Origin of the sequence: Streptomyces sp. NPDC048002 (assembly GCF_040653275.1) — a bacterium.
GTDB lineage: Bacteria > Actinomycetota > Actinomycetes > Streptomycetales > Streptomycetaceae > Streptomyces.
Window position 1 is genome coordinate 1 of sequence record NZ_JBEZNL010000046.1, and the last position, 14,260, is coordinate 14,260.

17 protein-coding genes and 6 tRNA genes are annotated in these 14,260 nt (G+C 70.8%); 14 read left to right on the forward strand and 9 right to left on the reverse strand.

Features of this window, described 5'->3' with window-relative positions:
- Positions 1 to 1,058, reverse strand: a 1,058-nt coding sequence (locus AB0E07_RS34590; protein WP_362260971.1) for a serine/threonine-protein kinase, incomplete at its 3' end; no start/stop codon positions are given.
- A 195-nt stretch (positions 1,059 to 1,253) separates the two neighbouring features.
- Here AB0E07_RS34590 and AB0E07_RS34595 point away from each other — a divergent pair.
- The 4 genes from AB0E07_RS34595 (at position 1,254) to AB0E07_RS34610 (ending at position 3,478) form a co-directional block, all read left to right on the forward strand.
- A complete protein-coding gene (locus AB0E07_RS34595; protein WP_351929938.1) occupies positions 1,254 to 1,529 on the forward strand; it encodes a hypothetical protein in 276 nt (91 codons plus the stop codon).
- A gap of 194 nt (positions 1,530 to 1,723) precedes the next feature.
- A complete protein-coding gene (locus AB0E07_RS34600) occupies positions 1,724 to 1,903 on the forward strand; it encodes a hypothetical protein (protein ID WP_362260973.1) in 180 nt (59 codons plus the stop codon).
- A 244-nt stretch (positions 1,904 to 2,147) separates the two neighbouring features.
- Positions 2,148 to 3,098: an aminoglycoside phosphotransferase family protein gene (locus AB0E07_RS34605; protein WP_362260975.1), complete on the forward strand. Its 951-nt coding sequence runs from the start codon at positions 2,148 to 2,150 to the stop codon at positions 3,096 to 3,098.
- Positions 3,099 to 3,178: 80 nt separating this feature from the next.
- Positions 3,179 to 3,478 (forward strand): zf-TFIIB domain-containing protein, encoded by a 300-nt coding sequence (locus AB0E07_RS34610; protein ID WP_362260977.1) that lies wholly within the window; start codon positions 3,179 to 3,181, stop codon positions 3,476 to 3,478.
- Positions 3,479 to 3,567: 89 nt separating this feature from the next.
- On the opposite strand, the gene AB0E07_RS34615 is transcribed toward AB0E07_RS34610, so the two are convergent.
- From AB0E07_RS34615 to AB0E07_RS34635, 5 genes are all read right to left on the reverse strand, one after another.
- Positions 3,568 to 3,639: transfer RNA gene (locus AB0E07_RS34615), tRNA-Val, on the reverse strand.
- A gap of 33 nt (positions 3,640 to 3,672) precedes the next feature.
- Positions 3,673 to 3,744, reverse strand: a tRNA-Val gene (locus AB0E07_RS34620).
- A gap of 19 nt (positions 3,745 to 3,763) precedes the next feature.
- Positions 3,764 to 3,835, reverse strand: a tRNA-Val gene (locus tag AB0E07_RS34625).
- A 1-nt stretch (position 3,836) separates the two neighbouring features.
- Positions 3,837 to 3,910: transfer RNA gene (locus tag AB0E07_RS34630), tRNA-Cys, on the reverse strand.
- A 38-nt stretch (positions 3,911 to 3,948) separates the two neighbouring features.
- Positions 3,949 to 4,021 (reverse strand) — tRNA-Gly (locus tag AB0E07_RS34635).
- Between the two features lie 188 nt (positions 4,022 to 4,209).
- Here AB0E07_RS34635 and AB0E07_RS34640 point away from each other — a divergent pair.
- The 3 genes from AB0E07_RS34640 to AB0E07_RS34650 are packed head-to-tail and all read left to right on the forward strand — an operon-like array spanning position 4,210 to position 6,950.
- Positions 4,210 to 5,256 (forward strand): chorismate-binding protein, encoded by a 1,047-nt coding sequence (locus AB0E07_RS34640; RefSeq protein WP_362260980.1) that lies wholly within the window; start codon positions 4,210 to 4,212, stop codon positions 5,254 to 5,256.
- Positions 5,253 to 6,074: an aminodeoxychorismate lyase gene (locus AB0E07_RS34645; protein ID WP_362260982.1), complete on the forward strand. Its 822-nt coding sequence runs from the start codon at positions 5,253 to 5,255 to the stop codon at positions 6,072 to 6,074. Before AB0E07_RS34640 ends, AB0E07_RS34645 begins: the two co-directional genes overlap by 4 nt.
- Before the next feature lie 51 nt (positions 6,075 to 6,125).
- Positions 6,126 to 6,950, forward strand: coding sequence for a GNAT family N-acetyltransferase (locus AB0E07_RS34650; RefSeq protein ID WP_362260984.1), 825 nt, complete (start codon positions 6,126 to 6,128; stop codon positions 6,948 to 6,950).
- A gap of 2 nt (positions 6,951 to 6,952) precedes the next feature.
- Here AB0E07_RS34650 and AB0E07_RS34655 read toward each other — a convergent pair whose 3' ends face one another.
- Positions 6,953 to 7,480, reverse strand: a complete 528-nt coding sequence (locus tag AB0E07_RS34655) for a DsbA family protein (protein ID WP_362260986.1) — start codon at positions 7,478 to 7,480, stop codon at positions 6,953 to 6,955.
- Between the two features lie 189 nt (positions 7,481 to 7,669).
- On the opposite strand from AB0E07_RS34655, the gene AB0E07_RS34660 reads away from it, so the two are divergent.
- Both AB0E07_RS34660 and AB0E07_RS34665 read left to right on the forward strand, forming a co-directional pair.
- Complete coding sequence (locus AB0E07_RS34660) at positions 7,670 to 8,104, forward strand: hypothetical protein (protein ID WP_362260988.1); 435 nt, start codon at positions 7,670 to 7,672, stop codon at positions 8,102 to 8,104.
- A 154-nt stretch (positions 8,105 to 8,258) separates the two neighbouring features.
- Positions 8,259 to 8,411, forward strand: a complete 153-nt coding sequence (locus tag AB0E07_RS34665; protein ID WP_176711650.1) for a hypothetical protein — start codon at positions 8,259 to 8,261, stop codon at positions 8,409 to 8,411.
- Between the two features lie 62 nt (positions 8,412 to 8,473).
- Here the strand turns inward: AB0E07_RS34665 and AB0E07_RS34670 are convergent, their stop codons facing one another.
- Both AB0E07_RS34670 and AB0E07_RS34675 read right to left on the reverse strand, forming a co-directional pair.
- Complete coding sequence (locus AB0E07_RS34670) at positions 8,474 to 9,034, reverse strand: CGNR zinc finger domain-containing protein (protein WP_362260991.1); 561 nt, start codon at positions 9,032 to 9,034, stop codon at positions 8,474 to 8,476.
- Between the two features lie 280 nt (positions 9,035 to 9,314).
- Positions 9,315 to 9,728, reverse strand: a complete 414-nt coding sequence (locus AB0E07_RS34675; protein WP_004002642.1) for an SsgA family sporulation/cell division regulator — start codon at positions 9,726 to 9,728, stop codon at positions 9,315 to 9,317.
- A gap of 191 nt (positions 9,729 to 9,919) precedes the next feature.
- On the opposite strand from AB0E07_RS34675, the gene AB0E07_RS34680 reads away from it, so the two are divergent.
- The 5 genes from AB0E07_RS34680 (at position 9,920) to AB0E07_RS34700 (ending at position 14,260) form a co-directional block, all read left to right on the forward strand.
- Positions 9,920 to 10,375, forward strand: a complete 456-nt coding sequence (locus tag AB0E07_RS34680; protein WP_362260993.1) for a TIGR02611 family protein — start codon at positions 9,920 to 9,922, stop codon at positions 10,373 to 10,375.
- An 88-nt stretch (positions 10,376 to 10,463) separates the two neighbouring features.
- Positions 10,464 to 10,535: transfer RNA gene (locus AB0E07_RS34685), tRNA-Val, on the forward strand.
- A 595-nt stretch (positions 10,536 to 11,130) separates the two neighbouring features.
- Positions 11,131 to 12,417 (forward strand): extracellular solute-binding protein, encoded by a 1,287-nt coding sequence (locus tag AB0E07_RS34690; protein ID WP_362260995.1) that lies wholly within the window; start codon positions 11,131 to 11,133, stop codon positions 12,415 to 12,417.
- A gap of 14 nt (positions 12,418 to 12,431) precedes the next feature.
- Complete coding sequence (locus AB0E07_RS34695; protein ID WP_362260997.1) at positions 12,432 to 13,388, forward strand: sugar ABC transporter permease; 957 nt, start codon at positions 12,432 to 12,434, stop codon at positions 13,386 to 13,388.
- Positions 13,385 to 14,260: a carbohydrate ABC transporter permease gene (locus tag AB0E07_RS34700; protein WP_362260999.1), complete on the forward strand. Its 876-nt coding sequence runs from the start codon at positions 13,385 to 13,387 to the stop codon at positions 14,258 to 14,260. Before AB0E07_RS34695 ends, AB0E07_RS34700 begins: the two co-directional genes overlap by 4 nt.

Here is a 14,260-nt window from a genome sequence, read left to right on the forward strand (position 1 = left end):
CCCGAACGCCCGGACGAGGGGACACCGCCGCCGCGCGAGGCGCTGCCACCGCGCGAGGCCACCGGGCCGCGGGGCGAGGAGCCGGTGCCGCGCGGGGGAGGCGTGCCCTGCGCCCCGGGGGTGCCCTGTGTGCGGCGCTGGGTGCGCTCCGGATAGCTCTCGGTGAGCCGGCCCGTGGGCCGGTCGGTGTCCGGCGCGCGCGGCGCGGGCGGCCGCAGCTCGGCGAGCCCCTGCGCCTCACGGGCCGCGATCTCCTTGAGCCGCAGCGACAGCTGGAGCGTGGTCGGCCGCTCCCCGGGAGCCTTCGCCAGACAGGCCCGCACCAGCGGGGCGAGCGCGTCGGGCACACCGTGCAGCTGGGGCTCCTCGTGCACCACGCGGTACAGCATCACCTCGGAACTGCCGTGCCCGAAGGGCGAGTCGCCCATCGAGGCGTACGCCAGCGTCGCCCCGAGCGAGAACACGTCCGTCGCCGGGGTCACCGCAGCGCCCCGCACCTGCTCGGGGGCGAGGAAACCGGGCGAGCCCACCGCCGTACCGACGTGGGTGAGGGTGGAGGCCCCGGTCGCCCAGGCGATGCCGAAGTCGATGATCCGCGGCCCCTTCGGGGACAGCAGGATGTTGGAGGGCTTCAGGTCCCGGTGGACGACCCCGGCCTCGTGGACCGCGACCAGCCCCTCGGACAGCGCCGCCCCGATCGCCGCGACCTCGGCCGCGACCAGCGAGCCCTCGTCGACCACCTTGTCGTGCAGGGAGGGCCCGGGGACGTACTGCGTGGCGAACCACGGCCGGTCGGCGTCCAGGTCCGCCGCGACCAGCCGGGCGGTGCACCCGCCCCGGATCCGCCGGGCCGCGGAGACCTCGCGCGCGAACCGCGACCGGAACTCCTGGTCCTCCGCCAGATCGGGCCGGATCACCTTCAGCGCGACCCGCTGCCCCTTCTTGTCGGAGCCCAGGTAGACCACGCCCATCCCGCCCGCGCCGAGCCGCCTGTGAAGCCTGAACGAGCCGACGACGCGCGGGTCCTCGCGCCTCAGGCGCATCATCGCCATGTTCATCCCCGCTGCCCGGTCCTGTGACGAGCCACAGCTTACGTTTCCCCGGCCGCCCGCGCGCAGAGGCCGCGCCCTCTCGGCCGGACGGATTGTCAGTGCCCGGTGCGAGAATTGAGGAGTGGTCAGGGACCTGTCGAGCAGGCCGACTTCGACCTGCCCGGGAGGCCAACCACCCGTCACAGAAGGGGGATTGAACCCGTGAAGGGCGATCGAGTGGAGATAGTCGTGGACGCGGGGGACACGACCCGCACCTACGAGATGGTGGCCAGCAGAGCGGGCCGCCGGGTGGAGACCGCGGTACGCCGAGGTGTGGTGGAAGTGAGCGAAGTCACCCGAAGCGGAACCGTCGTCCGTACGGCGCGATTCATGGCGAACCGGGTCCTGGCGCTGGTCGAGCAGCCGGTGCCGCGCGAGGACGCCTCGGAGAAAGCGGGTCACACCGGGCGCCCCCTCCGGGAAGACCCCGAGACCTAGGACCCGGTCTCCACCCAGGGGAGTACTCCGCAGGTCACGGCTCATCCTCCGGGAGGCCCGGCAATCGGTACGAGGGCATGACGTGCGCGTGGGAGCGCGCCCGTAGATTTGAGGTCAAGCGGCGGGTGCAGCACTCGTCCCCCGAGGTCAGACACTCGCCGCTCCACGACAACCGAACGGTCAGGAGAGGGACCATGGCCTACCCGGCACCGCGGACCCGCACGGCGCTCCGCCCCCGCCGCGACGGCCGTCGCCACCCGCTGGTGGCGACGCTGATGGCCCTTCCCCTGGCGGCCCTGCTGCTCCTCGTCTTCGACGGCTGGGAGACCGTGGCCACACAGGCGTCGTCCGTGGGAGTGATGCTGGGGCGCTGAGCGGCGACCCCAGGCCCGGAAGAGCGGTCCGGGCGGGGACATCCACCCATGAAACCCCGTGGGGACGGGGGTGCGGCGGACGGCAACAATGCCGGCGCAGCTGGGGAGCTGCGCCGGCATTATTCTTTGCCCGTGCCGGAACCGGGGCGTCCGGTCGCGGACCGGTCCCTTGCCGACGGGCGGCCCCCGACCCGCTCGCCACCCCTGCGTACCCTCACCCCAGACCCACCCCGCAGGGAGCCCCGTGACACCGAACCCGCTCGTGCCGGACCTGGCCCGCGCCGCCGCCGCGGCCGCCCACGCCCAGGACCCGGACTGCCCCTGCGCGGAGACCCGCACGCTCGCCGACCGCGCGGACGGCACCGTGGTCCGGCACGGCGCCGCGGTCGCCAAGGCGCACGCCCCGGACGCCGGCTCCGCCGCGCTGGCCGTGCGCCTCGAAACGGCCGCCCGGCTCCCCGAGGTCCTGCTGCCACCGCTTCCCGGCTCCCCGACCTCGCTCGGTGACCGCCCGGTCACCTGCTGGCCGTACGGCACGCCCGTGGATCCGCAGGACCCGGACAGCGCCCCCTGGGAGGCCGCGGGCACCCTCCTCGCGCGGCTGCACCGCCGGCCTCCCCTGCCGGGCACACCCACGATGCGCGGCCCCGAGAAGGCCGCCCGCGCCGTGGACCGCCTCAGGTCCGCCCTCGCGGGCCACCCCTGCCGGGCCGCAGGCCCCGTCCTCCGCGCCTGGCGCACACTCCCCGCCTGGGCCCGCGCCGAGACCCCGGCACCCGGCGGCGCCCCGGCGCTGTGTCACGGCGACTTCCACCTCGGCCAACTGGTGCGCCATCCGGCCCCGCACGGCCCCTGGCGTCTGATCGACGTCGACGACCTCGGCACCGGAGTCCCGGCCTGGGACCTCGCCCGTCCCGCCGCCTGGTTCGCCTGCGGCCTCCTGTCGCCCGAGGAGTGGGACCGCTTCCTCGCCGCGTACCGCGCGGCGGGCGGACCGGCCGTCGGCGCGCACGGCGACCCCTGGGCCACCCTGGACGTCCCGGCCCGCGCCCTCACCGTGCAGACCGCCGCCACCGCCGTCGCCAAGGCCGTCCGGGCCGACCGCACCCTGGACGAGGTCGAAATGTCCTTGATCGACGCCTGCGTCCGAATGGCGTCCGTCCCGGCCGAGTTGACGCGCGAAACCGCCAAGTAGGGTGCAACCGACCGCAGCCGGACAGAGTCTGTCCTGGCGACACCCGAAGCAGGACCTACCGGCGAGGAGTTGAGCCGACGATGCAGTGTCCAAAGTGCCGCGCCACGATGCACACCTACAACCGCAACGGCGTTCAGATCGAGCAGTGCAGCGGCTGCCGGGGGATATTCCTCGACTACGGCGAGCTGGAGGCACTGACCCGTCTGGAGTCCCAGTGGTCGCAGCCCGCACCTCCGGCACCTCCCGCCCCGCAGGCGTACCCGGCGGCCCCGGTTCCCCCGGCCGCCCCGGTGGCCCCCGCCTGGGGCGCCCCGCACCACGGCGGGCACTACGGCCACAAGCGTCACAAGAGCTTCGGCCACATGCTCTTCTCCAGCTGATCCCGAGCCGATCCGGCCGGGCCCGCCCCGCGGAGCCCGGCACGACGAAGCCCCGGCCGCAGGGATGCGGCCGGGGCTTCGTCGAAGTGTGGACGATACTGGGATTGAACCAGTGACCTCTTCCGTGTCAGGGAAGCGCTCTCCCGCTGAGCTAATCGTCCTCGGGGCCGTGACCGATGATCACGACTACTGCGTGCGCGATACTGGGATTGAACCAGTGACCTCTTCCGTGTCAGGGAAGCGCTCTCCCGCTGAGCTAATCGCGCGGGGGATCCGGGGATCCAGTGGACGATACTGGGATTGAACCAGTGACCTCTTCCGTGTCAGGGAAGCGCTCTCCCGCTGAGCTAATCGTCCTTGGAGGTGGAGACGGGATTTGAACCCGTGTAGACGGCTTTGCAGGCCGTTGCCTCGCCTCTCGGCCACTCCACCAGGAGTGTAGGGGTTCGGGAAGATCCCCTGTTCCATCGAGCGGACGACGAGGCTCGAACTCGCGACCTCAACCTTGGCAAGGTTGCGCTCTACCAACTGAGCTACGTCCGCTTGTCGTTTCGGTCGGCTTGCGCGTCCCGGCGACGTGTTGAACTCTAGCGGATTCCGGGGCCAGCACAAAAACGCGTTTGCGCAGCGTGCTGCACCGCTCCCCCTTCCCACCTGCTGAGGGACCTGCTCAGGACCCCCGGGACGACATGCCCGGACCACCCCGGGTACACCCCCATAGACTCGGTCACGTGCACGACCTCCCTCCTCTGGCCCGGTTCGGCGACCGTCTCGCCACCGGTCTCCTCGACGTCACCGGCGATCCCGCCGCCCTGGACTCCAGCGGCTTCTGGGCCGTCACCGCGGACTTCGAGGGCCGGCTGATCTGCGCCCGCTTCCGGGACGTACGGACCTCACCCGTGCCCGCCCCGGTGCCCGGCGCCTGGCGGGGGCCGGCGGTCGGCGACTGGACGTCCTCCCTGGACCGGGCCGCGTACACGGAGGGCGTGCGCCGCATCCGCGAGCACATCGCGGCCGGCGAGGTCTACCAGGCGAACCTCTGCCGCGTGCTCTCCGCGCCGGTCGGCCCCGACGCCGACGTGGACGCGCTCACCGCGCTGCTCGCCCGCGGCAACCCTGCGCCGTATGCCGGAACGATTCGGCTCCCCGGGCACGGGGTGGAGATCGCCACCGCCTCCCCGGAGCTGTTCCTGCGCCGCGACGGCCGGACCGTGGAGTCCGGGCCCATCAAGGGCACCGGGCGCACCGAGGCCGATCTGCTGGAGAAGGACTACGCCGAGAACGTGATGATCGTGGACCTGGTCCGCAACGACATCGGCCGGGTCTGCGCGGCCGGCTCGGTCTCGGTGCCCGACCTGTGCGCCGTGGAGAAGCACCCGGGCCTGGTCCACCTCGTCTCCACCGTCCGCGGCGAGCTGAGCCCGGACGCCGGCTGGGCCGAACTGCTCGGGGCCGCCTTCCCGCCCGGCTCGGTCACCGGAGCCCCCAAGTCCAGCGCGCTGCGGATCATCGACGCGCTGGAGACAGAGCCCCGCGGCCCGTACTGCGGCGGCATCGGCTGGGTCGACGCCGACCGGGGCACCGCCGAGCTGGCCGTCGGCATCCGTACCTTCTGGATCGACCGCGCCCGAGGCGTGCTGCGGTTCGGCACCGGCGCCGGCATCACCTGGGGTTCGGACCCCGAGGGGGAGTGGCGGGAGACCGAGCTGAAGGCGGCCCGGCTGCTCGCGGTAGCGTCAGGCACGTCAGAGGTGAGCGGAGAGGGACCAAGCACGTGAAGATCTGGCTCGACGGCGGGCTCCAGGACAGCGAGTCCGCCCGCGTATCCGTCTTCGACCACGGACTGACCGTGGGCGACGGCATCTTCGAGACGGTCAAGGCGACCGACGGCGAGTTGTTCGCGCTCACCCGGCACCTGGACCGGCTGACCCGCTCGGCGCGCGGACTCGGTCTGCCGGACCCCGACCACGACGAGGTGCGCCGGGCCTGCGCCGCCGTCCTGGCCGCCAACCCGATGCCGCTCGGCCGGCTGCGGATCACCTACACCGGCGGCCACGGCCCGCTCGGCTCCGACCGCGGCGAGCACGGCCCGACGCTCGTCGTGGCCCTCGGCGAGACGTCCCGCCGCCCCGACTCCACCGCCGTGATCACGGTCCCCTGGACCCGCAACGAACGCGGCGCCCTCACCGGCCTGAAGACGACCTCGTACGCGGAGAACGTCGTCGCCCTCGCCCGCGCCCACCAACACGGCGGCTCCGAGGCGCTGTTCGCCAACACCGTCGGACAGCTCTGCGAGGGCACCGGGTCGAACGTGTTCGTCGTCCTGGACGGCGAGATCCACACCCCGCCGGTCGCCTCCGGATGCCTGGCCGGGATCACCCGCGAGCTGGTCGTGGAGTGGACGGGCGCGAAGGAGACCGAGCTGCCGCTGGACGTGCTCCAGCGGGCCGACGAGGTGTTCCTGACCTCCACGCTGCGGGACGTACAGGCCGTGCACCGGGTCGACGGACGCGAACTGCCCGGCGCCCCGGGGCCGGTCACCGCCAAGGCGATGCGGACCTTCGACGAGCGGTCCGGCGACGACCAAGATCCGTGAGCCGCGGAAAAGGGGCTGACTCGGGCCCCCGGCGCGGGTAGAACACCCGTGATGACCACGACCCTGCGGCCGACCGAGCCGCTCCAGCGAGATGCCGACGGGGCGCTGTCCCGCCACTTCAAGGTGTGCGTCAACAGCCGGCCCGTCGGAGCCGTGCACGTGGCCACGGACCCTCAGTTCGGGCCGGCCGTGGCACGGATAGACGGCCTGCGGATCGAGGAGCCGGACCGCGGGCGCGGCCGCGGCACCGTCGCCGCGCTGGCCGCCGAGGAGGTGGCCCGCGGCTGGGGCTGCACCCGCGTCGAGATCAGGGTGCCGGGCGACGCCGGGCCCGCGCTGCGGCTCGCCACCGCGCTCGGCTACCTCCACCGCAACCGCGGCATGGAGAAGCAGTTGCCCGCCACCGCCCCCCGGCTGCCCGAGGGCAGCCGCGCCCGGCCCATGACCGAGGCCGAGTTCGGGCCCTGGGCGGAGCGGGGCAACGCGCACTACGCGCAGAGCTGGATCGACCGCGGGGTCCCCGAGGACCAGGCGTGGGCCAAGGCGCTGAGCGATATGGCCGTGCTGCTGCCGCGGGGCCTGGCCACGGAGGAGGTCCTGATCAGCGTCCTGGAGCACGAGGGCACCGCGGTCGGCACCCTGTGGCTCTCGCTGGCCGGGGAGAAGGCGTTCGTCTTCGACGTCGAGGCCGACGAGAGCTTCCGCGGCCGGGGCCACGGCCGCTCGCTGATGCTGCTCGCGGAGGCCGGGGCGGTGGCCGCCGGGAAGCGGACCATCGGCCTCAACGTCTTCGCCGACAACATTCCGGCCGAGCGGCTCTACGTCTCCCTGGGCTATGTGCCGGTGGGCTACTCCATGTACAAGAACCTGCTCTGAACTCAGCCCTGACCGGACCCGGCGAGCAGCCGGTCCACGATCCCCTCGATCCGCTCCCGCAGCCCCTCCTGGCTCTTGCCGCCGTCGAGCCGCTCCCCGTCGATCACATAGGTCGGGGTGCCGCTCACCCCGATCGCCTTGCCCTCGGCCTGGTCGGCGTCGACGATCAGGATGTGCCGGCCGTCGATCAGCGCGGTGTCGAATTCCTCCGCGTCCAGTCCGAGTTCCCCGGCCACCTCGACCAGGAAGGGTTCGCCCCTACGGTCCAGCTCCTCCACCCGGTCCAGGACGGCCTCCACGTAGGGCCAGCCCTGCCCCTGCTCCACGGCCTCCTCGGCGGCCTGCGCGGCGGCGAAGGCGTGCTTGTGCTTCTCCAGCGGGAAGTGCCGCAGCCTGATCTCCAGCCGGTCCCCGTAGCGGGCGCGCAGGGCACGCACGTCGTCGAGGGCGCTGCGGCAGTCCGGGCACTGGAGTTCGCACCACACGTCGAGGACGGGGGCGGCGGGACGGATGGGGGCGGAGTCACTCATGCGCCCAGTCTCCCAGCCCCGGCCTCCCCGGCCCGCCGGGGAGGCGCTCGGGCACCGGCACCTTGGGAGGAGCCGACCCGGAGATGTCCCTGATGTCCGTCGGGAACATGGCCCGGCGGGGTCCGGCAGGTGCAGGATGGAAGGGAGCGAGGGCGCTCCCGCCCGACCGAAGCCCGTCTGGAGGACCGGATGATTGCCGAGACCGTCTGTTCCGCCGTCGCCGCGGCCGGCCTGGGCATCGCGGCGGTCACGGCGTACCGCAAGCGTTATCTGTCCGCCGCCCGGATCGCCGCGTACGCGCTCGTGCCGCTCGGACTGGTGATGACCGGCGTGGTCGAGTGGCTGGCCGACACCGCGTTCAGCCCGACGGCGTGGGCCGGCTTCGGTGTGCTCGGTGCCGCCTGGCTGCTGTTCGCGAGCACCCGTGCCGTGGAGCGCCGCCGCGGTCTCGGCACCCGCAAGGAGCGCAGGGCCGCCCGGTCCGGCCGGACGGACGCGGTGGCCCCGGCGGCCTCGGCGCCCTCCCTGGACTCCAACTCCGCCTCCCGCCCCGCGGCCAAGCCGACGGCGGCACAGGACGACTTCAGCGACATCGAGGCGATCCTCAAGAAGCACGGCATATGACCCCCGCATGCCGGGTGAAACGACACAGTGGGTCGGGGCCCGTACCTAATCGGTCAGGACTCGAACCGGACATCGCGGATTAAGGCGAACTCCCGCTTCTTCCGGGCGTGTTGATCGCGCCGGACCGGTTCTCTGCGTCATCATCGCCCGCGAGATGCTGGACACGACACAGAGCGAGACCGCGCCGCCGCAGGATGAGCCGCGTGGATGCCTCTTCGCCCTTTCCCAGCCACCGCTGATGATCTTCCTTGCGGTGATCGGGTGTCTGCTGCTCATGGCTGCGCTGCACGACCTGCTGCTGCTCTGAGCCGTACCCGCGGTCCCCGGCGCCACCCGCCGGGGCCCGCGACGACGCACCGGGCGGTCCGCTCAGCCCGCCGCTTCCTTGCGCCGCGCCCGGTAGGCGGCCACATGGAGCCGGTTTCCGCAGGTCCTGCTGTCGCAGTAGCGCCGCGAACGATTGCGGGAGAGGTCGACGAAGGCACGACGGCAGTCGGGGGCCTCGCAGCGCCGCAGCCGCTCCTGTTCGCCGGCGACGACGAAGAACGCCAGCGCCATGCCGCAGTCGGCCGCCAGGTGGTCCGCCACGGAGGCGCCCGGCGCGAAGTAGTGCACATGCCAGTCGTAGCCGTCGTGATCGGTGAGCCGCGGGGTGGTCCCGGCCGCGGCGACCAGCTCGTTGATGAGGCCGGAGGCGCCGCGCGCGTCCGGAGCGGCGAAGATCCGGGCGAACTTGCCCCGGACCTCGCGCACCGCGGCGAGGTCCGGCTCCGCGAGCACACCCACGTCGCTGATGTCGTTCCTGCGCACGAAATCGGCGAGGGCCGCGACATCCGGCAGGGCGTCCTCCGCCGTGTCCTCCTCCGGTGCGGTGTTCACCAGATCCACGACCGCTTCGAGGGCGCACCGGGTGTCGTGGGTGATCAGCACATCTCGCTCCCTGGCCTGAGGGGCGGGCGCGGGCGCCCGCCGATGCTCGCCGATGGTAGTGGCTCCGCCGGAACGGGGTCGGCGGCGCGGGACATGTGGTAGCCGGGGGCAACCGAGTGGCACGGGGGAGGGGCGGCACGGGCAGGGTGCACGCACAGCGACGCCGCCCCGTGACTGACTCACGGTGACGGCGTCGCTGCATACCGTATGCAATTGTTTGACCTGGGCCCGAGCCGTCACCCCGAGTCGACGGCGCCGGGCGGCTTCGTGGTGCCCCGGCTCAGCTTTCCGCCAGGATGTGTGAGAGCTCCTGATCGAGGTCGAAGTGCCGGTGCTCCGTGCCGGGCGGCACGGCGGCGTCCGTTCGCTTCAGGAAGGACTCCAGGGCCCGCGCTGGGGCCTCCAGCAGCGCCTCGCCCTCCGGGGAGCTCAGCGCGATGCAGACGACGCCCTGACCGTGGCTGCGCGACGGCCAGACACGGACGTCTCCGGTACCGGTGGGCCGATGCAGGCCCTCCGCGAGGAGGTCGCGGGCGAACACCCACTCGACGGTCTCCTCGGCTCCGGTGTGGAAGGTGGCGTGCACGGCATAGGGATCGGCCGTGTCGTACCGCAGGCCTGCGGGGACAGGCAGGGATGACTCGCTCGACACAACGAGGCGCAGGTGCAGCTCGCAGCTGACCGTGGTGTTCATAAGCGCCAGGGCCTTTCGCTCAGTGTGCGCTCGGGGATTCGCACGTCGGCGAAATCGACATGCCACCTACGGTGCCGTTGTAAACCCCTCTGAGTGTTTTGCGTGCCTTTACGTAACTCTTCCGGCCGACTCCCCGTTCGCCGGGTACGACCATTTCGGTGACCGGTTTCTCTCCGGTAGGGTTTGGCCGTATGAACACGGGGAGTAGTGAGCCTGGCGAGGTGGTCATGGCGGTGGTGAACGAGGCCGACGTGAACGATGCGCAGACCGAGCAGGGGCTCGGCTCCAGGGCGCCGGAATTCGTCAAGGCGCGCCGTCTGCTGCACATCAGCTGGCAGGTCGGCGTCTTCGTCATCGGCCTGGCGGTCGTGGTGGCCGGCATCATCATGCTGCCGCTGCCGGGACCCGGCTGGGTGGTGATCTTCGGCGGCATGGCGATCTGGGCGACCGAGTTCGTCTGGGCCCAACTGGTGCTGCGCTGGACCAAGCGCAAGGTCACCGAGGCCGCCCAGCGGGCCCTCGATCCGAAGGTGCGCCGCCGCAACATCATCCTGACGTCGATCGGGCTCGTGATCGTGGGCGTGCTGGTCGGCATCTACCTCTGGAAGTTCGGCATCGTCATGCCCTGGAAGATCGAGAACCAGTGATCCGCGCAGGGGGTGCGACTGCCGCCCGGCGGACGTCGTCGCTGGTCACAGGCACCCCCTGACATGGGGTAATGTTCTTCCTGCGCCCGGGCGATTAGCTCAGTGGGAGAGCGCTTCGTTCACACCGAAGAGGTCACTGGTTCGAACCCAGTATCGCCCACCCGGGATGACGGCCCGTCTGCATCAGGCAGACGGGCCGTCGTCATGTCCGGACGCACGGATGGGCGGACGGGTGGGCAGAGGGACAGGCGGACAGGCCGACTGGCGGCGACCGGCGACCGGCGACCGGCGACCGGCGACCGGCGGCCGGTGGCCGGTGGCGCGAGCGGGACGACCGGGTGCGGAGGAGGTGCGGGATGGGGTGCGGGACGAGGTCACGGCGAGGGCCGGTAGCGGGTCGGCGGGGCCGGGCGCTCGCGTCGCGTGCCGCGCACCGGGCTCCGGGCCGCACGTGCGGCCCGGCGTCGGCCTGTGTTGCGCGGGCGGATTTCGTCAGACGATTTTCGGCCTGGGCAGTGGCGTGTCCAGTGCTCCGAATCCTGTTCGACTGGTCGGATGAGCGTCTCTCACCTGCGGATATGCAGGATTCCGCAGGGTCCGCAGCTCCGTCGTGCGCGAGGCCCGTCGAGCCGGTCCGCAAGAAAATCCTGTCCGAATCATTGACGCACCCCGAGCCCCTCCGTAACTTGTGCCAGCAAGCGCTTACTTGAAACGATTCATGCAACCGGCGATGAAGCCGCGGGGAGGGCCCGATGATGGGAACCAGCAGGAATGTTGAGAGGCGTACGATCCTGAAGGTGGCCGGGGCTTCGGCGGCCACGCTCGGGCTGGCCGCGACGACCGGGTGCGGGGGCGACAGTGGCTCCGCCGACGGGACGGTCACCATCCGTTACGCCTGGTGGGGCGGCGAGCCGCGGACCATCGCCATCAAGAAGTCGATCGCGCTCTTCGAGAAGAAGTACCCGAAGATCAAGATCAAGCCGGAATTCACCGACTACGCCGCGTTCTGGGAGAAGTTCCAGACGCAGGCCTCCGGCGGAAATCCCCCGGACGTTTTCCAGAATGCCGTGGGTTTCCTGCGCAAGTACGACAAGCGCGGGGTTCTGATGGACCTCAAGGCGCAGGCGGACGCGGGGAATCTGAGCCTGGAGAACTTCCGCAACGGAGTTCTGGCGAACGGTCAGGTCGACGGCAAGCAGCTCGGCATACCCGTCGGCGCCAACACCATGGCGCTCGTCATCGACCTGAAGGCCTTCGAAAAGGCGGGCGTCGAGGCGAAGTTCGGCTGGACCTGGGACGAGTACTTCGACGCCCTCCAGACGATCCAGGACAAGCTGAAGATCTCCGGTGACACCGGCTACTTCGGCATCATGTACCTCTACGACCTGTACCTGCGTCAGAACGGCAAGGCGTTCTTCACCGACTCCGATCTCGGCTTCACCGAGGACGATCTGACGCAGTGGTGGGAGGACGGCTACAAGCGCGTCCGGTCCGGACTCGTCGCCGACCCCAAGAAGATCGAGCAGGTCGCCCCCAAGTCCGGTCTCTCCGCGGGGCTCGCCGCCTCCGAGTTCACCTGGGACAACTTCTCCATCCGCTACGAGGGCGAGGGCGAGTCGGACTACGGGCTCGCGCCGATCCCCACCACGGACGGCAAGAACACCGGCCAGTACCTCGGTTCGCTGATGCTCAGCGCCTTCTCCGGGACCAAGCACCCCAAGGAGGTCGCCCAGTTCATCGACTTCATGGTGCACGACCCCGAGGTCGGCAAGATCATGGGCTACGACCGCGGCATCCTCGCCACCAGCGAGCAGTACGAGGCGTTCACGCCGACCGACGACAACAACAAGGGCGTCAAGGCGTACGAGGAGCAGGTCGCCGACGCCGGTGTGCTCGGGAAGATCACCCCGCACCCGTCCGGCGCCGATGTCATCGAGGCGGCGTTCCTGCGGCTGGGCGGTGAGGTCTCCCAGGGCAAGACCAAGCCGGCCGACGCCGCCAAGGCGCTGTTCAGCGAGGCCAAGGCCGCGTTCGCGGGCTGAGGGGACGTACCACCATGACGCTCGTCAAGGAAGCGCCCGCGCGCTCGGCCGGGAAGCGGCCCGCCGCCCCCGCCGCCGGGCGGCGCGGGCGGCGCCGCGAGAACCTCGCCGGCTACCTCTTCATGTCGCCGTGGATCGCGGGGTTCCTGCTGCTCACGGCGGGACCGATGATCGCGTCGCTCTACTACGCGTTCACCAGCTACAACCTGTTCACCCCACCCCAGTGGGTGGGTCTGGACAACTTCACGACGATGTTCCAGGACCCGCGCTGGCAGAAGTCGGTGGAGGTCACGCTCAAGTACGTCGTCGTGGCCACCCCGCTGAAGCTGCTGCTCGCGCTGGGTGTGGCGCTGCTGCTCGCGCAGTCGCGGCGCGGACAGGGCCTGTACCGGGCCGCGTTCTACATGCCCTCGCTCATCGGGGCCAGTGTCTCCGTGGGCTTCGTGTGGCGTGCGCTGTTCTCGGACGACGCGGTCGTGGACCGGACGCAGAAGATCTTCGGCATGGACGTGGGCGGCTGGATCGGCAACCCCGACTACGTCATCTACGCGCTGGTGGCGCTGAGCATCTGGCAGTTCGGCGCCCCGATGGTCATCTTCCTGGCCGGACTCAAGCAGGTCCCGCGTGAGCTGTACGAGGCCGCCGAGGTGGACGGGGCAGGTCCGCTTCGCCGGTTCTGGAACATCACGCTCCCGATGATCTCCCCGGTGCTGTTCTTCAACGTGCTCCTGGAGTCCATCCACGCCTTCCAGGTGTTCGGCTCCGCCTACGTCGTCTCCGACACCCGGTGCGGGCCCGCCGACGCCACGCTCGTCTACACCTGTTACCTCTACCAGAAGGGCTTCAAGGAGGCCCAGATGGGCTTCGCCTCCGCGATGGCCTGGACCCTGGTGGTCGCGGTGGGGCTGGTCACGGCGGTCCTGTTCTGGTCGCAGAAGAAGTGGGTGCACTACGAGGAGGCCGCCAAGTGAGCAGCGCCACCAACGAAGTCCTGCGGGGTGCGAGTCCGCGCAGGCGCACCGGTTCGATCGCCTGGCACGTCGGCGCGCTGGCAGTCCTCGCGGTCGTCCTGTACCCCGTGATCTGGGTGATCGGTGCCTCGTTCAAGCCGAGCAAGGACATCATCGCCAGCCTGGACCTGCTGCCGGCGAAGCCGGTCTGGGAGAACTTCTCCGGGCTCGCCGACGGCATCTCCGGGATCTCCATCAGCACCTTCTTCATGAACTCGCTGATGTACGCGGTCCTCGCGGTGGTCGGTGTCGTGGTCTCCAGCTCGCTGACCGCGTACGCCTTCGCCAAGATCGGTTTCGCCGGGCGGAACCTGCTCTTCACGCTGATGATCGGCACCCTGCTGCTGCCGTACCACGTCCTGCTCATCCCGCAGTACGTGCTCTTCCGCAACCTGGAGCTGGTCGACACCCTGGTGCCGCTGGTCGCGGGCAAGTTCCTGGCCACCGAGGCGTTCTTCGTCTTCCTGATGGTGCAGTTCATGCGCGGGCTGCCGCGCGAACTGGACGAGGCCGCCAAGCTCGACGGCTGCGGGCACCTGAGGACGTACTGGTCGATCGTGCTGCCGCTGTGCCGGCCCGCGATCATCACCAGCGCCATCTTCACCTTCATCAACGCGTGGAACGACTTCATGGGGCCGTTGATCTACCTCAACACCCCGGACAAGTACACCGTCTCGCTGGGGCTGATGATGTTCCGCGACCAGGAGGGCATCTCCAACTACGGCAGCATGATCGCCATGTCGCTGGTGGCGCTGGTGCCGGTCATCGCCTTCTTCATGGCCTTCCAGCGCTATCTGATCGACGGCATGGCGACGTCCGGACTGAAGGGGTGA